Genomic DNA, 16,887 nt, shown 5'->3' with positions numbered 1-16,887 from the left:
AGCTGAGTAGATTACCCAGCTTGTATTAAGATCTACTAGTAGATCCAGTCAGTGTTGGACAAGTTGTAATCCAATACTTCACTGTCGTTGAAGAATAGAGAAATTTCTCGTTCTGCACTCTCTTTTGAGTCAGAACCGTGGATGATGTTTTTGCCGACTGTAAGGCCGAAATCTCCACGGATTGTGCCCGGTGCTGCTTGTTGAGGGTTTGTGGAGCCTACCACAAGGCGAGCAGTATCGATTACATTCTCACCTTCGAGTACCATGGCGAAAACTGGACCTGAAGTGATGAAGTCCACCAACTCTCCAAAGAATGGTTTATCTGCATGCTCCTGATAGTGTGTCTTCGCAAGATCTTCAGATACATGCATCAATTTAGCACCAGCAATTTTAAAACCTTTGTTTTCGAGGCGTTCGACGATGGTACCGATAAGATTTCTTTGTACCCCGTCAGGTTTGATCATTAGAAATGTCTTTTCCATTATTCAAAAACTCCTTTTTTTCTATTCTTCATCATTTTAACACTATTATTTTTGTTATTTCAATTCAATTTGGACGATTCGCAAGCTTTTCTGCTATTTCCATCAAATATTCCTTGATTGGGGAGTCAATATCTCTTATGGCTTCCCGGGCTTTCTCAATATGTTGGGAGCTGATTGACAAGGATTGTTCAATTGCGTCTGAGGCAAGTAGCGTTTCTATCAAATCTTCAAGGTGCTTTCCATCCTTACTGAATGCTTCAAGCCTATCCCTGAAAGAGGCATCACGATTCCGATGCAAAAGGACGGGCAGTGTATAATGGCCATTCTCCATATCCGAAAACTTCGGTTTCCCCAGATTCTTTTCATCCCCCGTGAAATCGAGGCAGTCATCTATAATCTGGAAGCTCATCCCTATATGATAACCGTATTCGATCAGATGATTGAGTGTGTAAGAAGATAAGCCAGAAGCATATCCGCCCATTTTGATGCTGAGTTCGATGAGAAGTGCAGTTTTTCGGTATATTTTTCGATAATAGTCATCAAGCGTCTGTTGCGCATTGAACTGCTGGTCAAGCTGAAATAGTTCTCCATCGACCAGGTCTCTTATCGTTTCGGAAAAAGATCTATGCAATTCTTTATGTTTTATCGTGCTGACGAGCGAGATTGAAGTGGACAGCAGATAGTTACCCGTATTTATGGCCTGAAGATAACCATGTTCATAGTACACCGTCGTTTTGCCTCTGCGCATTTTGCTGTTGTCGATGATGTCATCATGCACCAGACTGGCCATATGGATGAGTTCCAGACTAGCACCCGCTTTTAGCACATCTCCAAATTTACCCGGATCGCCAAGCTTTCCTGCGAGAAGTGTGAACGTGGGCCTAATTTTTTTTCCGCCCGACATAAAAAGCTCATAACTCTTATTATTGACAAGCACATCACTTGGAGCCAGGCTTTTTTTAATCAATGCATTTATCTCCTCGAAATCTGAGGAAAGGTACTCTTTAACTGTTTTCACAGCGACCCCGTCCATTCGATGGGCTTATATCCGATATGGGTAGCTGCTGTGCCCAAAGTGTGCCTGATAACTTTTATATTTACAAAACCGTTCTCAGCCATCAATGCTTTTAGTTCGTCCTTTGTAAGGAAGGTGCTTGTCGATTCGTAAAGCCATTCATATTCCTTAGTACGATTTGCAATAATTCCGCCCAATACTGGCATCACCTTACCGAAATATAGGTTGAAGCCTTTGTTGATGAGATAATTTTCAGGATTGGATGTCTCTAGTATCACCAATTTGCCGCCAGGTTTGAGTACGCGATAAAATTCCGTGATTGCTTTATAGTAGTCAGGCAGATTTCTCAGACCGAAACCGATGGTGATGTAATCGAAAGAATCGTCATCGAAAGGCAGTGACATGGCATTGCCTTGGATCAATTCTATATTTTCATACCCTTCAACTTTTTGCGCAGCAACTTCAAGCATTTTTTCGCTGAAATCCAAGCCGGTAATCTGGGCACCTGGGGCCACTTCAGAAAGCTGTATGGTCCAATCGCCGGTGCCACAGCAGACATCGAGCACCCGGTGGTCATTTTTAACGAACATTTCTTTCATTGTGCGATTGCGCCAGATATTATGTTGGTTGAAGCTGATGATATCGTTCATCCTGTCATAGTCGCCTGAGATGGTGTTGAATATGTTTTGTACTTTTTTCTCTTTATCCATTGACCTCACCTTTACTTATGATTTATGTATGGCAATGAAGTGATGTCCAGATTTTCAATCTGTTCATCAATGACATCATTGAGTGAATCATCCGCATAGCCATGCTTGATCAAGTACAGCATCGGACCATACAGGAGCCATTTAAGCTCTTCAAGTTGAGGGCTGGACTCCTTGAGCGCCACTTCTGACTTTGTAGAACTCAAAGACTTCGACATGTTCATCATATCATGGAGCACTTCATATTCCTCATGCTCAGCGAGCTTCAAATAAAATTTACTGAAGAGATAGTCTCCTACGAGCACACCAAGTTCCCTACTGTCGTCAGATGGTGTGTCCAGAAAATTGAGAGCAGTATTAAAGAAGAGGACCGCTTGATTCACATGGGGGTTTCGGAAAGTATGAGCATTATCTGAAAAGAAATCGAAGAAAGGATCATTATGTATATCAAGTATATGTGAATGGTAACCGAGGTCTGATATGAGTTCTTTTCTTAGAGCATCCATGAAAAATATCACCTTATAAATTAATAGACCTAACCATATGTTAGGCCTAAAATGATTAATTATTTTACTGCATCTTTGAGTGCTTTACCTGCTTTAAAAGCTGGAACTTTCGATGCTGCGATTTCAATCTCTTCTCCAGATTGTGGATTGCGTCCTTTTCTTGCAGAACGTTCACGTACTTCGAAGTTACCGAAACCAATCAGTTGTACTTTCTCACCATTTTTAAGTGATTCCTGAATAGTGTCAAATACTGCATCTACAGCAGCACCTGCTTCTTTTTTAGTCAAGTCAGCCTGATCACTGACAGCATTGATTAAATCTGTTTTGTTCATTAGGTCCACCTCCTTATATAACTATAATGATAATGCTCATTATCATTATGTTTTGACTTTAACACAGTGACTGGGGCACTGCAACGCATTTGGAAGTTTTATGGCCAAAAAAAGGCGTATTAATCACCTTTTGACCGGTTTGTCATGAAGATTGGGTTATTATTCTCATCAACTGTGATTTCTGGGGAATAGACCGGAACTATGGGTGTGTATTCGTACAATACACTGCGTACATCTTCTCCGGTTTCAAAAGAGAGATCATTCTCCTTGATTATCTTTCCGACGTCCTCCCTGTAGTCTACAATGAATTCCTCCCCACCGTTATAGTAAACATTCAATGCCGCTCCAGTATAAGGGCTTTTTATCGTAGGGTTTGATTCCAAGTTGTAGAATTTCAAATCGAGTGGGTATACATTCGGACCAATCTGTTCATCCAGTTCAACATGTTCTCCCATTGCATTTAACCGCAGACGTAGAGAACGTACTTCCTCGGTGATTCTCAGGTCGGCAAGCTTAACTTTCGGGTCATCTTCAGCGTCGATGACGACATATTGATAGTGTCCACCCATTTCATAGGAATTTTCCGGTCTTTTCTCCAAATAATCCGGAACGAGTTTCTCAAAGTCGATTTGGTATTCCAAGTATTCGCGCTGACCTTCTTTAGTTTTAATGGGCAAAAGTCCTCCGGAATCCTGACTGAATAGATCCACTGCGTTCTGTACCATCTGGATCTGTGCTTCATCAGGCATTTGGCGCTCTGCCTTTTCGGATTCCGGATAAAGGCAACCGGCCATGAGTATGGTACTGATGATGATCATCACCATCAATCTCCATCTATGCATGGGTACTACCCCCCAGTACAGGAATCATCAACAGAAATGCAATGATCAGAAGGGCCCATGCAATCATTGAGATGATGAAACTGAAAATCCCTTGATTCATTTTATACCTCGCTAAATAAATGAGGACAGCCGCCAGGGCCATCGCACCTATTGAATAGAAAGATATCCACATAAGATCCATTCTTGATATATCAAACATTTGATCACTCTCTAGTCCATTCTTTGTTTTGTTTTCCCATAACTTCTTTCAGCTTATCTGTCTCTCCAGTCCTCTCACGGAGCATCAGGGCATAAATCGCCTCTTCTTCGCTCATTTCTTCAAATAGGAACTGATAAAGCACTTTTGTTATCGGCATCTCGACTTCGTATTCTGCAGCAAGTTCATAAGCGGCACGTGTCGTATTGACGCCTTCAACGACCATGTTCATCTCTTCTTGGGCTTGCTCTACACTCTTGCCCTCAGACAGCATTATGCCACATCTATAGTTCCTGGAGTGCATGCTTGTTGCTGTGACGATGAGGTCCCCCATGCCAGCAAGCCCTGTAAATGTGAGTGGATCAGCACCCATACGTGTCCCGAGGCGGGCAATCTCCTGAAGTCCGCGTGTGATGACTGCAGCTTTCGCGTTGTCGCCAAATCCCAACCCATGGATGACGCCTATGGAAAGGGCAATGATGTTCTTTAGGGCACCACCGATTTCAACACCCACCATATCATCATTATCGTAGACTCTAAAATAGTTGTTCATGAAGACATCCTGGACGATTTTAGCATATTCCGGCTGCGCAGATGCCACACTAACGGTCGTAGGTGATCTTTTGGCAACTTCTTCCGCATGGCTCGGGCCACTCAGTACTGAAATATCTTTAACGGTATCAGCAGTGGTTTCCTCAGCAATGACTTCAGATACTCTAAGATGGGTGCCGAGTTCGAGTCCTTTGGCGACATGCACTATTTGAACTTTCTTACCCAAAGATTCCAACAGCTTATGCATATCCCGAGTGACAAGCCGTATAGCCTTGACAGGAACAGCCAAAACCACCAGTTGTGCATGGGTCAATGCCTCGTTTAAATCCACAGTTGCCTTGATGCTTGAAGGGAGTTCTACTTCCTTCAGATATGAAGAATTGGTGTGTTTTGTATTAATTTCTTCAACGACTTCGCTGTTCCGGCCATAGATGATGACATCGTGGCCGTTATCTGCAAGTACCAATGATAAACTGGTGCCGAAACTGCCGGTACCGATCAATGAAATTTTCATAAGTCAATCAAACCTCCTAATTTCTTTTTCTGCTGATGATGTGGATCGGGGAACCCGTAAAATCAAAAGCCTTCCTCAGCTGGTTCTCCAAATATCTACGATAACTGAAATGCATCAGTTCTACGTCATTGACGAAAAGTACAAAAGTAGGTGGTCCGACACTGACTTGGGTACCATAGAAAATGTTCAATCTGCGGCCTTTATCTGTCGGAGTGGGGTTCATGCTCACACTATCGACCAGCACTTCATTGAGTGTGCTTGATTGCACCCTCTTCTTATGGGATTCATTAGCCAGTCGGATGAGTGGGAATAGCGTGGGTAACCGTGATCCTTTAAGGGCTGATACGAAAGCTACTGGTGCATAGTCAAGGAATTGGAATTCCTGTCTCACCTGATCTTCAAACTTCTTCATAGTATTATCGTCCTTTTTCACTGCATCCCACTTATTGACGACAATCAGTATAGCTCGTCCCGCTTCATGAGCCAATCCGGCTATGCGTTTATCCTGCTCGATTATGCCCTCTTCCCCGTCCAATATGACAAGGACAACATCAGATCTCTCAATGGCACGATTGGCACGAAGAACAGAATATTTTTCTGTAGCCTCGTAAACCTTGCCACGTTTTCTCATTCCGGCAGTGTCAACCAGTTTATAATGTTCTCCATCATAATGGTAGTCGGTGTCAATCGCATCCCTAGTTGTACCTGCCACGTCGGAAACGATGACACGTTCTTCTCCAAGAATAGCATTCACAAGGCTTGATTTGCCGACGTTCGGCCGCCCTATCAATGAGACCCGGACAGAGTCATCTTCCGCCACGTCGGTTTCAATATTTTTAAAATGCTCTACCGCCTGGTCGAGAACATCACCCAATCCAAGGCCATGTGAGCCAGAAACCGGGTAGGGGTCACCGAGACCAAGCTCGTAGAACTCGTATATATCGCTTCTCATTTCGAAGTTATCGATTTTATTGACCGCCAAAACAACGGGTTTTTTGGACTGCTGCAAAATGCGGGCTACGAAAAGGTCGTCATTCGTAACACCTTCCCTGCCATTGACGATCATCATTATGACGTCCGCCTCTAAAATGGCTATTTCCGCCTGCATTTTAATCTGTTCCTGGAAGGGTTCGTCTTTGATCTCTATCCCTCCGGTATCAATGACGTTGAATTCATAGTTTAACCAGTCGCCTGTAGCGTAAAGACGGTCTCTTGTAACGCCGGGAGTATCTTCAACTATTGCTTTTCTTTCGCCTATTATTCTGTTGAATAATGTGGATTTCCCAACGTTGGGCCTACCTACTACGGCAATTGTCGGTTTATACATAAGTAACCTCCTATATTTAAGCTTATTTTAACACAAAAATAAAAATAAAGAGCGATGGTATCGCTCTTTATCTGGTCGTATCCAATATTATTTTGAACGTTTAGATATCAAGATCTTTGAAACGATCTCCGAATACATCACCTAGTGTTGGTGCGTCATCGTCTGTATCGTCACGATAGACTTTTGGCTCAGGATCGCGAGCAGGCTTTTCCGATGTTTCTTTGATGGACAATGATACTTTTTCGGAATCTTCGTCCAGGGAAAGGATTTTGACTGATACGGTCTGACCTTCTTTTAGAACATCGGAAGGAGTCGCTACGTGTTCGTGGCTGATCTCAGAAACGTGTACGAGACCCTCTACTCCTGGAGTTACTTCTACGAAAGCACCGAAATCGACGAGGCGTTTAACTTCCCCTTCAAGCACTTCCCCTTCTGAATGTTCTTCAATGAAGGAATCGAAAGGACTAGCTTTTGCCTGTTTAAGGGATAGGCTGATCCTTTCCTGCTCAGGGTCAACGTCGAGTATCTTCACTTGGACTTTGTCGCCGATGTTAACTGCATCTTCGACTTTTTCGACTCTGCTGTAATCCAGCTCAGAAATGTGTGCGAGTCCATCAACATCGCCCAGATTAATGAAAGCACCGAATGTAGTGATGCGCACTACTTCACCTTCGACGATACTTCCCGCCTCCAGTGATTCAAGTTGCTTTTTGCGTTCTTCGGCCTTTTCAGATTCTACGATGCGCTTACGGTTTAGGATGACACGATTCTTTTCAGATTCGATATCTTCAACCTTGACTTCAAGGTCCTGTCCTTCGAATTGATCGAGATCTTCAATATAAGCGTCTGACAGAAGAGAAGCTGGTATAAATCCTCTGACTCCCACATCGACGACAAGACCTGCTTTGACGACTTCCATGACCTTCCCGGTAATCGTCTCATCATTGTCTTTGGCTTCCTGCAATTTTTCGTAGGCATTCGCCTCATCCAGTTTCCTGATTGAGAAAATGACATTCTTGCGATCTTCTTCGTTTTCCACCTTGATGACGACACCCTCGATAGTGTCTTCTTCCGACACGATTTCTTCAGGGCGTTCAATCCTCTTGTTGGTCAACTGGCTGATTGGTACGATGCCTTCAAAATCAGAATCTTCAATGTGTGCTTTGACAAATTTGTCTTCTACTTTGTAGACGGTGCCTTTGACAACGTCACCAACTTCGAATGTACCTACAGAATCTGTTGTGTTCTCTTCAGGAAGACTGTCGGTTGTTTCTACGTTGCCTTCTGTCACTTCGTCCACTTGTGTTTCGTTTACTTCTTCGTTGTTCTCTTGTTCTTTAAAATTATCTGTCGTCATGTGCCTGCCTCCATTACATTACTAAAAAGTATACCTCTAACTTCTTATAAATATCACAATTTGTCAAGTGATTGTCTCTGAAATCAGAAGATTGTTGATATCTTCCCTGAGGATTTCAGTAATTTCCTTACGGTTTTTACCTTCTTCCGTTAGTGCTTTCGTATCGATCGGCTTGCCAAAAACAAGTGTAATCCCCTTTTTTCTGTCATAGTTGCCTTTGATTGCCGCGGGTACAATGGCAGCTCCGGATTTGACTGCCATGAAACTGGCACCCTGTTGAAGATCTTTCAAAGTGCCGGATTTGTTTCTGCCCCCTTCAGGGAAGATGAGGAGCATATTGCCTTCCTTCAGTTTCTCGACAGATTTCTTCAACGCTGCCCTGTCCCCTTTTCCTCGATCGACTGGAATAGCATTCAAATGGCTGATCAGAAAACCGAGCACAGGTATCTTGAATAATTCAGATTTGGCGAAAAACGACATCTCTCGCTTTACATTGATGGCTATGAGGGGAGGGTCGTATTCTGAAGAGTGGTTGCTGCATATCAGAACCGGACCTGTAGCAGGTATCCTGTCTTCTCCAATTACCCTTACCTTGAAACGGGAATAGTAAAAGCCTTTCACCAAAGATTTGACTACATTGTAAAACATCTCTTCAACTCCTAATCAGGTCTTCTGCCAGCTTTATGATTTTATCCTCAACTTCATCGATGCTCATATAACTGGAATCCAAAAGCACCGCATCTGGTGCTTTGACCAACGGCGAAATCTCCCTGTTCATATCAAGGGCATCCCGGCGGATGATCTGCTCAGTCAAGGTGTCGATGTCAATCTTGACTCCACGCGCTTCTTCTTCCTCCAGGCGGCGCTTGGCTCTGATTTCAGCGGAAGCTTTCATATAGACTTTCAACTCAGCCTCGGGCAGAACGGTAGATCCTATGTCCCTTCCATCCATCACCACACCTTTTTCTTCTGCGATTTTCCTCTGCATTGAAACGAGGTAAGAGCGCACCTGGTGCTGACTAGAGACCTCACTGACACGTTGGGTCACTTCTTGGCTACGGATGTCTTGGGAAACGTCTTCCCCGTTCAGGAATACAGATGTGCCAGAAGCACCAAACCGTATGTCCACATCTTCTAGATGATCCAATACTGCATCGCCATGTCTTATAACATGAAGTGTAATGGCGCGGTACATTGCACCTGTATCGATATATATGTAGCCTAATTTTTTGGCAACACGTTTTGAAATGGTACTCTTGCCTGCCGCCGCAGGGCCGTCAATTGCGATATTAATTTTATTTTTCATATAAACCCGCCTTGTTCATTGTTCCAGTATATTCTATCATAGATTTATAAATTCGTTTAGGAGGAAGTCATGTGCAGAATAAAATTTTAGCGATACATACTGGCGGCACCATCAGCATGTCATCAACAGATGGCATCGTCACTCCAACTTCTGAAAATCCACTCAGGATGGAGACGGATGGTGCAGGCGCACTTGGGATTGTGTTGGATGAAATCTACCCGGTGCAGAAGCCATCGCCGCATATGACTCTAGAAGATATGATGATAATCCGTGACATCATTCTACAGGATGACGGCAGGCATGATGGGTTCGTCATTACCCACGGCACCGATACTTTAGAGGAGACGGCCTACTTTTTAGATCTCACGCTTGATATCGATCAACCTGTCGTCATCACAGGGGCAATGCGGTCCTCAAATGAAATAGGGTCTGATGGATTATATAACTATATATCAAGCCTGAAGACTGCGATGACCCCGGAATCTGCTGCGAGGGGTGTACTTGTCGTCTTCAATGATGAAATCCACACAGCCCGTAATGTGACGAAGACCCATACATCAAATATTGCGACATTCCAGAGTCCGAACCATGGCCCCATCGGCTTCTTGACAAAGGACGACATCCATTACCATCACTACATCAACAAGCAAGATCAATTCAATTCCGTCGATTTAGGCAAAAGGGTAGCACTCATCAAAGCCCATGCAGATCTGGATGATACATTCTTTAAAGCATTGGTGGATGCTGGATACGATGGCCTGGTTCTGGAAGCACTCGGTCAAGGCAATATTCCACCAACAGCATTGGAAGGCCTCCAATCTGCACTTGATGCGGACATTCCGGTCATTCTAGTCTCCCGCTCCTTTAACGGTATCGTCGGAAGCTATTATGACTACGAAGGAGGCGGCCATGATTTGAAACAAAGGGGCGTGATTTTCTCGAATGGTCTAAACGGGCAGAAAGCACGCATAAAATTATTGCTTGCGCTATGTAATGATTATGGCCATGAGGCCCTGGAAGAAGTATTCAGGCATTGACAGCCAGCATGCTGATGTTACAGAAAAACAACTTGGAAATCCATTGAATTCAGGATTTCCAAGTTGTTTTATTATTATTTCAACAAATTTTAACCTATCGTTCTGAATGCTGTTTTGCGATTTCATCAGCAATTATTTTACCGTGGAAACGGCCATTTTCTATAAAAATCGTATTTGCGTCATTGCCAGCTGCTATGACACCGGCAATATATAAATTTGGAATATTCGTTTCCATGGTGTTCGGGTCATGGTTAGGAGCAGTACCATATTCATTCTCATTCAACTCAACGCCAAATGAGCTCAGGAAGCGATAGTCTGGATGATAGCCGATCATCGCAAAGACAAAATCGTTGGGCAGTTCGAATGTTTCCCCATTCTTCTCAAGCACCACGCTCTGATCTTTGATGTCCACTACTTCAGTACTGAAATGCATATCGATCATGTCATTCTTAACGAGTGAATCGAATTGCGGTAAGATCCATGGCTTTACACTTTTCGAATACGCATCGCGCCGATAGACGACCGTGACCTCAGCACCTGCCTTCTCGAGTTCGATGGCAGCGTCAACACTAGAATTCTTCCCGCCGATCACCAGTACTTTCTGATTGAAGAATGGATGTGCCTCTTTAAAATAGTGAAACACCTTTTGCTTATCCTCACCTGGTATATCAAGATGATTCGGCTGGCCATAATAGCCTGTAGCGACGATGAGATGATTACATACATACTGTCCTTTGGAGGTCTCAAGAATGAACTGGTCTCCAGATTTACGCCCTGAAGTCACCTCTTCATAAGTATTGATCTTCAAATTGAAGTGTTTAACTGCTTCCCGATAATAGACGAGTGCCTGATTCCGCTGGGGTTTGTGCTGCTCGGTAATGAACGGGAAATCCCCGATGGATAACTTCTCACTGGACGAGAAGAATGTTTGATGTGTCGGATAGTTGTAGATCGCTTCAACGACATTCCCCTTCTCTATGACCAGGTAATCCATGTCTTGCTTGTGCAGCTCTATGGCTGCGGAAAGGCCGCAGGGCCCAGCTCCTATTATAATCGTGTCAATCTGTTTCATGTTCTACACCTTTCTATTCGGGTATGGTCAGTTCCTGACCGACCGATAATTCTCTGTAATCATTAATGCCATTGGCCTCGAGTATTTTATCTATATTTTCCTGGCTATTATCGCCATAAAATCTGAGTGCAATGCGGTACAGGTTATCATCGGGCCTTACTGTATAAGTGCCGATTGAACCTGATTGCCCCTGCTCAGTTTCCTGTGCCGATTCTTCTACGGAAGACTGTTCTTCATCTGTTTCCTGTGTCGCTTCTTCAGGTTGCTCGAGAGACTCCTCTTCCGGTGGTGTGACCGGGCTGTCCGGGGTGTCGCTGGCATTCCCTGATTCTTTTTCTTCTATCGCTGCATCAGCGGCGTCATCGAGTTCAGACTGCTGTTCTTCTGAGTAGGAGAAGTCCGATGTGCCTGTGCCCAAGTCATCTTTCTTTTCTTCACTTTGCCCATCATCTTCATTTTCACTTTTTTGGGCCTGGGCAACCTCTTTTTCTTTTTGTGTCTTTTTCTTTTCCAATTCTTTACGTGCCTCAGGCGCAGTCTCTTCGCTGTTTTCTTCTGATTGATCAGCTATCTGGGTTGACGGGTCATCAGGCCAGAAGTTGCTTGTGATCATAATGCCGAGGGCAATGGTTATGGGCAGTATGAAGACACCAGCCACAATGATGGGCCATAGGCGGCGCTCATTATGCGTATTCTCATCTTGCTTTTTATTTTTAGGGACATTTGGACGTTTTCTTTTCAACTCTCCAAATTTCTTTTTAGAGACATTGATTTCATCTCTGAATCTTTCTTTATAGGAAGAAAATTTATCTAGGAAGAATGTTTTCTGTTTGTCTATACTTTCGCGGTTGATGTAGTTGCCGATAGTTTTTCCAAGTGGTTGCCGCTTGGTTTTTGCATCAGTTTTATTTTTTTGTTTATGACGCTCAGCACGGCTTAATCGGGGTGCATCTTTTTTTTCATTATGTCCATTTTCCTGCTTTCCATCCTTCTTTTCATCGGGGGTCCGCTTATGGTTTATATCTTTATAGAAATCGTCTTTCATATACATTCTCCTCAGAACTTCAATATTTCTCAATGTAAGTATAATATGTTTTCATTTTAATTTAAAGAGCTGGTCTGTGGCCTAATACGACCATGGTTGTATTATTAGGCCAAATATTTAATTTAATTGAAATATGGTGTAATTAGAATTAGAATGATAAAGAATGAAACGGTTAAGAGGTGAAAGTGTTGAGCGGAAAAAAATATACTATTGTAGATATGGATACTTGTATTGCATGTGGTGCATGTGGCGCGGCAGCACCTGATATATATGACTATGATGATGACGGCATCGCCTATGTCATCTTGGATGACAATAAAGGAACAGCAGCGGTTCCGGAAGAGTTGCTCGAAGATATGGAAGATGCCTTTGATGGATGCCCGACGGATTCCATAAAAGTTGAAGATGAACCATTTGATGGTGATCCTTTGAAATATGAGTAATGATATTTAAATCACCTTGATCTGACAGATCAAGGTGATTTCTTCATTTCCTCAGTTCCTCAGTTTTGGAATCACTTTCGTATACACCAGATAGGCTACAAGACCAACCAATATGCCTTTTATGATATTGAAGGGAATGATTCCGGCAGTAATTATTGCACGTATATTCTCTATAAGATCACGCTGATCGATAATCAGGCCGTACATGGGCAGCAGGACGAAATAATTCAACACAGCCATGGCCACTGTCAATGTAGTGATCCCTAAAACGAACCCTAAAATCAATGATTTTCTGGTCTTATATTTACTGTAGACGAAGTATACGGGGAGCAAAAGCGAAAATGAGGCGAGAAGATTTGCTAAAGGTCCAATCGGTTCACTGGCCATGAGCAGTCCATACAATATAATCTTCATCAAAATCACAAGAGACCCTGCAACACCTCCAAAAAGCATGAAGCCTATGAAGGCGGGAATATCAGAAAAATCTACAGTCAAAAAAGGCGGTATAAGGGGTATCGGAAACTGTACAAGCATGAGTATGAAGGATAAGGCTGCCAAGATACTTATGATGATCAGCTTCTCCAGACGTGACCTTCTCACTTTTATCAATCCTCTCCAGTAATTTTTGGCAGTGTAATGCGGAATGTAGTGCCTGACCCGAATCTACTTTCCAGTTCAATGGTGCCTTTATGCCTTTCAATGATACTTTTGACGATATAGAGGCCTAATCCAGTACCGTGCTGACCCCTGGTCCGTGATTCATCAACCTTATAGAAACGTTCGAAGATTCTAGCCTGATGCTCCGGTTTGATTCCTGTACCCGTGTCCTGGATCTCGATCGTCACTGAATGTGGTGATGATGATACATCCACGTTGATCTCATCTCCCATTGAAGTATAGCGGATGGCATTGTCCAGGAGATTGGTCATCACTTGGCTCAATTTGTCGTAATCAAATTGGAAAACCAGAGGTCCGTCCATTGAATTCAACGAGAATTTTATGCCATTTTCATTCATCTCATGTCTGAAGCGGCTTTTTAGTTTTTCAAGCAACAGATTAAAGTCATTATCCACGATGTCGAAGAAGTCGGAACGACTGTCCATGCGGGCAATTGTAATCAATTCATTGACCATTGTATTCATGCGATCTGATTCATCTTTGATGATACCGATCATTTCTTTGATCTCATGCGGCTCTGTCACAATGTCGTCGAGGAGTGCCTCGGAATAGCCGCTTAGCATGACCATTGGGGTTTTGAGTTCATGTGATACGTTGGCAATGAATTCAGAGCGCATTTTCTCAGCACCCACTTCTTCAGTTATATCCCGTATGAGAAGTATCACTCCGTAAACTGTCTCACCCTCTTTCACCGGGGTGTACGACAGTTGGAAATGACGATGCTGCAGCTCTACCCTTTCGATGGTGGATTCACGCTTATCTGCCACTTCCTTGATGGCATCGTTGAAGCGTATACTGCCCGCTTCCGTACTCTGGAATATATGATGCATTTCATTCCCTTTATGGTTGCTGTAGATCAGTTCGGCAGTACGATTGAAGTATAATACACCTTCATTCATATAGGTGAATATTTGTTCACGTAAATTTTTCTCATGGGTGATTTCCGATACATTATGTCTGATGTCGTCATTCATTTTGTTGAATGCAAGGGTAAGCTCACCCAATTCATCGCGGCTTTTGACTTGAAGTGTATTATAGTCTCCTTTTGCTGTTCTGAATGCTGCATTCTTAAGGTTTATAAGAGGCCTCGTCAATCGGTTTATCAGAAAGAAGGCGAATAAGGTGGTGATGATGAACAATACAAAAGCACTTGCAATGATTATGGTTGTCACTGCACGCATCGATTCATTGATATCCTCCAGATCACGGTATTTCAGAATAGCTGTGTCCTTGTCGAAATAATCACTGAGATTGGAGACTTTCACCATATAGTCATGGCCGTATATATCGTTTAGGATGACTGTGCTTCCCCCATCCTCTTTGGCAATCGTTTCCTTAAAGATCAATTCATCAGTGGCAGATTCCTCTGATAGGACAGTCCCATCCATATAGATGATGAGGTTATCTTCCCTAAATAGTATTTCATCTGGATTATCGACATAATGTTCAGTAAGCACCATTTCTTCGACTCGTGACACTTCCTCCTGAAGAAGTGTTTCGGTGGAATTCAATACATAATTACGGAAATAGAGACTCAGTATGATGGATAATAAAATTAAAACTGTCGTTACTATCAGAATGATAGTCAACCACAGTTTTGNCTCGCTTCCGGTGAAACTTTGTTGAGTTTCTCGCGTAACCTCTTGACATGGGTATCAACAGTCCTTAAGTCACCATAGAAATCGTAATGCCACACTTCCCTCAGCAATTCTTCCCTATCGAAGACTTTATCGGGGCTGCGTGCCAGGAACAGCAGCAATTCATACTCTTTGGGCGTCAAGTTTACTTTTTCATCGTCAGCGAGCACCCTGTGGGCGTCATTATCAATCACAAGATGATTATAGATGATGACATCCTTAGCGGTGGCATCAGCTTCTATGAAAGCTGTCTCAGATGAGCGGCGGAGAAGTGCCTTAACACGTAAGACGACCTCACGTGGAGAAAAAGGTTTGACGATATAATCATCTGCTCCAACCTCGAACCCTTCAACCCGGTTATTTTCCTCACCTTTGGCGGTCAACATGATGATAGGTGTAGATTTTTGGGCCCTAAGACGTTTAGCAACTTCTATGCCATCCATTTTAGGCATCATAAGGTCCAAAAGGATGCAGTGAAAGTCCTGCTCCATTGCAATTTCAAGAGCTGCTTCGCCGTCTTCGGCTTCTACAATTTCATATCCCTCGCGCACAAGGTACATATTGAGGAGCTTTCTGATACGCTCCTCATCATCTACTACGAGAATTCTTTCAGTCATACAACCCCTCTTTCCATTTTATGCATAAGAGTGTAGTCCTGCTACAAGTAAGTTGATTGCAATCAAGTTGAAGAGTATCAACAGGAAACCGATGATCGCAAGCCAAGCGGATTTTTCCCCTTCATATCCCCTATTCAACCTGAGGTGTAGGAAAATCGTATAGAACATAAAGGTGATGAAAGCCCATGTTTCCTTAGGATCCCAACCCCAGAATCTGCTCCATGCAATCTGGGCCCAGATTGCGGCGAAGAATATGCCACCGAGGGCGAAGACTGGGAAACCGATGATTACTGAACGATAACCAATTTCATCCATCAAATTCAGATCTGCTTTATTGGACCATGGCTTCAATGCTGCAATTATGCGTTTTCTTAAAATCAGGCGTACGATACCGTAGACGATCGTACCTAGAATCACTGACCAGATTACTGTATTGAGTTTCTGTGAATCAATGATCGGTGGCAAGTTTAGGCCACTATGGAAGTGTTCTGCTTCTTCATAATTATTATCACCAACATTTTCAACCGCCACGGCACCTTCAAAATTCACCAGGCTCGGAAGATGATATTCGGCCACTTGAGTCTGGCCTTGCTTATCTTGATAGATGAAGTCATCTTGGTAACCAATCACGTTCTGCATGATTATTGTAGTTGCGATGAAAGTGACGACGATGACAATACCTGCCATAATAGCTTCAAGGAATCTTGCCTGCCATGACTTTTCAGTTGCCGGAACTGCTTTTAAGAGATAAATCAACCCAGCTACTGCACTCATCGATAGTATACCATAGGCCAAGGTGACCGTGATGACGTGGATTGCAAGCCAACTACTCTGAAGTGCAGGTATAAGCGGCTCCACATCTCTTGAGAACATACTGCCGTAGGCCATCAGAAGTAAGGAAACCGGTAATGCGAAAAGACCGAATAAGGCACTTCTGAAATAGTAGTAGGTGATTAAATATCCTGCAATGAGCATGATTGCAAACATTGTAATGAATTCATACATATTCGATACTGGGGCGTGACCCTGTGCAATCCATCTTAATATGAAATAGGATAGTTGCATGGCAAACCCTATAATGATCATTATAAGAGCGATTTTTTCTGGCTTTTTAGATTTTGACTTGATGCTTGCTGCCAGGGGCAACAGTGCCACCAGATAAAGCAGAAATGCCGCATATAGCAATGTGCTGCTTAATGTAACTAATTGAGATGCCATAAAT

The 16,887-nt window shown here is 43.2% G+C and carries 20 protein-coding genes; 2 read left to right on the top strand and 18 right to left on the bottom strand.

The window, feature by feature from the left end; all coding sequences use genetic code 11:
* Positions 1-35: 35 nt before the first annotated feature.
* From ndk to cmk, 12 genes are all read right to left on the bottom strand, one after another.
* Positions 36-482 carry a nucleoside-diphosphate kinase gene (gene ndk, locus ABD734_RS07345; RefSeq protein WP_344702963.1) on the bottom strand — a complete coding sequence of 149 codons (447 nt, stop codon included), beginning with the start codon at positions 480-482 and terminating at the stop codon, positions 36-38.
* A 64-nt stretch (positions 483-546) separates the two neighbouring features.
* A complete protein-coding gene (locus tag ABD734_RS07340) occupies positions 547-1,449 on the bottom strand; it encodes a polyprenyl synthetase family protein (RefSeq protein ID WP_344702961.1) in 903 nt (300 codons plus the stop codon).
* A 47-nt stretch (positions 1,450-1,496) separates the two neighbouring features.
* Positions 1,497-2,207, bottom strand: a complete 711-nt coding sequence (locus ABD734_RS07335) for a demethylmenaquinone methyltransferase (RefSeq protein ID WP_344702959.1) — start codon at positions 2,205-2,207, stop codon at positions 1,497-1,499.
* 11 nt (positions 2,208-2,218) lie between these two features.
* The gene (locus tag ABD734_RS07330) at positions 2,219-2,710 is read right to left on the bottom strand and encodes a hypothetical protein (protein ID WP_344702957.1); all 492 of its coding nucleotides are present in this window, start codon (positions 2,708-2,710) and stop codon (positions 2,219-2,221) included.
* A gap of 59 nt (positions 2,711-2,769) precedes the next feature.
* Complete coding sequence (locus tag ABD734_RS07325) at positions 2,770-3,042, bottom strand: HU family DNA-binding protein (protein ID WP_031544853.1); 273 nt, start codon at positions 3,040-3,042, stop codon at positions 2,770-2,772.
* A 119-nt stretch (positions 3,043-3,161) separates the two neighbouring features.
* Positions 3,162-3,884, bottom strand: a complete 723-nt coding sequence (locus tag ABD734_RS07320; RefSeq protein ID WP_344702954.1) for a hypothetical protein — start codon at positions 3,882-3,884, stop codon at positions 3,162-3,164.
* Complete coding sequence (locus tag ABD734_RS07315) at positions 3,877-4,056, bottom strand: DUF2768 domain-containing protein (RefSeq protein ID WP_344703098.1); 180 nt, start codon at positions 4,054-4,056, stop codon at positions 3,877-3,879. The genes ABD734_RS07320 and ABD734_RS07315 overlap by 8 nt, the downstream gene beginning before the upstream one ends.
* A 31-nt stretch (positions 4,057-4,087) precedes the next feature.
* A complete protein-coding gene (locus ABD734_RS07310; RefSeq protein ID WP_344702952.1) occupies positions 4,088-5,146 on the bottom strand; it encodes an NAD(P)H-dependent glycerol-3-phosphate dehydrogenase in 1,059 nt (352 codons plus the stop codon).
* Positions 5,147-5,162: 16 nt separating this feature from the next.
* Positions 5,163-6,473 carry a ribosome biogenesis GTPase Der gene (gene der, locus ABD734_RS07305; RefSeq protein WP_344702950.1) on the bottom strand — a complete coding sequence of 437 codons (1,311 nt, stop codon included), beginning with the start codon at positions 6,471-6,473 and terminating at the stop codon, positions 5,163-5,165.
* 100 nt (positions 6,474-6,573) lie between these two features.
* Entirely contained in the window at positions 6,574-7,830 is a 1,257-nt protein-coding gene (rpsA, locus tag ABD734_RS07300; RefSeq protein ID WP_344702948.1) for a 30S ribosomal protein S1, read from the bottom strand.
* Between the two features lie 63 nt (positions 7,831-7,893).
* Positions 7,894-8,478, bottom strand: a complete 585-nt coding sequence (locus ABD734_RS07295) for a lysophospholipid acyltransferase family protein (RefSeq protein WP_344702945.1) — start codon at positions 8,476-8,478, stop codon at positions 7,894-7,896.
* A 4-nt stretch (positions 8,479-8,482) separates the two neighbouring features.
* Positions 8,483-9,136: a (d)CMP kinase gene (gene cmk / locus ABD734_RS07290; RefSeq protein ID WP_344702942.1), complete on the bottom strand. Its 654-nt coding sequence runs from the start codon at positions 9,134-9,136 to the stop codon at positions 8,483-8,485.
* A gap of 71 nt (positions 9,137-9,207) precedes the next feature.
* Between cmk and ABD734_RS07285 the strand changes: the two genes are divergently transcribed.
* Positions 9,208-10,173: an asparaginase gene (locus ABD734_RS07285; protein WP_344702940.1), complete on the top strand. Its 966-nt coding sequence runs from the start codon at positions 9,208-9,210 to the stop codon at positions 10,171-10,173.
* Positions 10,174-10,267: 94 nt separating this feature from the next.
* On the opposite strand, the gene ABD734_RS07280 is transcribed toward ABD734_RS07285, so the two are convergent.
* Both ABD734_RS07280 and ABD734_RS07275 read right to left on the bottom strand, forming a co-directional pair.
* Complete coding sequence (locus tag ABD734_RS07280; RefSeq protein ID WP_344702936.1) at positions 10,268-11,245, bottom strand: YpdA family putative bacillithiol disulfide reductase; 978 nt, start codon at positions 11,243-11,245, stop codon at positions 10,268-10,270.
* Positions 11,246-11,258: 13 nt separating this feature from the next.
* Positions 11,259-12,290 carry a LysM peptidoglycan-binding domain-containing protein gene (locus ABD734_RS07275; protein WP_344702934.1) on the bottom strand — a complete coding sequence of 344 codons (1,032 nt, stop codon included), beginning with the start codon at positions 12,288-12,290 and terminating at the stop codon, positions 11,259-11,261.
* A gap of 218 nt (positions 12,291-12,508) precedes the next feature.
* On the opposite strand from ABD734_RS07275, the gene ABD734_RS07270 reads away from it, so the two are divergent.
* Positions 12,509-12,733 (top strand): 4Fe-4S domain-containing protein, encoded by a 225-nt coding sequence (locus ABD734_RS07270; RefSeq protein WP_344703096.1) that lies wholly within the window; start codon positions 12,509-12,511, stop codon positions 12,731-12,733.
* A gap of 51 nt (positions 12,734-12,784) precedes the next feature.
* On the opposite strand, the gene ABD734_RS07265 is transcribed toward ABD734_RS07270, so the two are convergent.
* The 4 genes from ABD734_RS07265 to ccsB all read right to left on the bottom strand — a co-directional run bounded on the left by ABD734_RS07265 (position 12,785) and on the right by ccsB (position 16,883).
* Positions 12,785-13,333 carry an ECF transporter S component gene (locus ABD734_RS07265; RefSeq protein ID WP_344702932.1) on the bottom strand — a complete coding sequence of 183 codons (549 nt, stop codon included), beginning with the start codon at positions 13,331-13,333 and terminating at the stop codon, positions 12,785-12,787.
* A gap of 5 nt (positions 13,334-13,338) precedes the next feature.
* Complete coding sequence (locus ABD734_RS07260; RefSeq protein ID WP_344702930.1) at positions 13,339-14,889, bottom strand: HAMP domain-containing sensor histidine kinase; 1,551 nt, start codon at positions 14,887-14,889, stop codon at positions 13,339-13,341.
* Positions 14,890-14,996: 107 nt separating this feature from the next.
* The gene (locus ABD734_RS07255; RefSeq protein WP_344702928.1) at positions 14,997-15,665 is read right to left on the bottom strand and encodes a response regulator transcription factor; all 669 of its coding nucleotides are present in this window, start codon (positions 15,663-15,665) and stop codon (positions 14,997-14,999) included.
* 18 nt (positions 15,666-15,683) lie between these two features.
* Positions 15,684-16,883, bottom strand: a complete 1,200-nt coding sequence (ccsB, locus tag ABD734_RS07250; protein WP_344702926.1) for a c-type cytochrome biogenesis protein CcsB — start codon at positions 16,881-16,883, stop codon at positions 15,684-15,686.
* Between the last annotated feature and the right edge of the window lie 4 nt (positions 16,884-16,887).

Source organism: Salinicoccus jeotgali (assembly GCF_039538805.1).
Taxonomy (GTDB): domain Bacteria; phylum Bacillota; class Bacilli; order Staphylococcales; family Salinicoccaceae; genus Salinicoccus; species Salinicoccus jeotgali.
This window is presented reverse-complemented; position numbering and strand designations above follow the sequence as displayed.

Coding starts and splice junctions, on each gene's coding strand:
- ndk (WP_344702963.1), bottom strand. CDS start 482: ATGGAAAAGACATTTCTAATGATCAAACCTGACGGGGTACAAAGAAAT.
- ABD734_RS07335 (WP_344702959.1), bottom strand. CDS start 2,207: ATGGATAAAGAGAAAAAAGTACAAAACATATTCAACACCATCTCAGGC.
- ABD734_RS07330 (WP_344702957.1), bottom strand. CDS start 2,710: ATGGATGCTCTAAGAAAAGAACTCATATCAGACCTCGGTTACCATTCA.
- ABD734_RS07325 (WP_031544853.1), bottom strand. CDS start 3,042: ATGAACAAAACAGATTTAATCAATGCTGTCAGTGATCAGGCTGACTTG.
- ABD734_RS07320 (WP_344702954.1), bottom strand. CDS start 3,884: ATGCATAGATGGAGATTGATGGTGATGATCATCATCAGTACCATACTC.
- ABD734_RS07315 (WP_344703098.1), bottom strand. CDS start 4,056: ATGTGGATATCTTTCTATTCAATAGGTGCGATGGCCCTGGCGGCTGTC.
- ABD734_RS07310 (WP_344702952.1), bottom strand. CDS start 5,146: ATGAAAATTTCATTGATCGGTACCGGCAGTTTCGGCACCAGTTTATCA.
- der (WP_344702950.1), bottom strand. CDS start 6,473: ATGTATAAACCGACAATTGCCGTAGTAGGTAGGCCCAACGTTGGGAAA.
- rpsA (WP_344702948.1), bottom strand. CDS start 7,830: ATGACGACAGATAATTTTAAAGAACAAGAGAACAACGAAGAAGTAAAC.
- ABD734_RS07295 (WP_344702945.1), bottom strand. CDS start 8,478: ATGTTTTACAATGTAGTCAAATCTTTGGTGAAAGGCTTTTACTATTCC.
- cmk (WP_344702942.1), bottom strand. CDS start 9,136: ATGAAAAATAAAATTAATATCGCAATTGACGGCCCTGCGGCGGCAGGC.
- ABD734_RS07280 (WP_344702936.1), bottom strand. CDS start 11,245: ATGAAACAGATTGACACGATTATAATAGGAGCTGGGCCCTGCGGCCTT.
- ABD734_RS07275 (WP_344702934.1), bottom strand. CDS start 12,290: ATGAAAGACGATTTCTATAAAGATATAAACCATAAGCGGACCCCCGAT.
- ABD734_RS07270 (WP_344703096.1), top strand. CDS start 12,509: ATGGATACTTGTATTGCATGTGGTGCATGTGGCGCGGCAGCACCTGAT.
- ccsB (WP_344702926.1), bottom strand. CDS start 16,883: ATGGCATCTCAATTAGTTACATTAAGCAGCACATTGCTATATGCGGCA.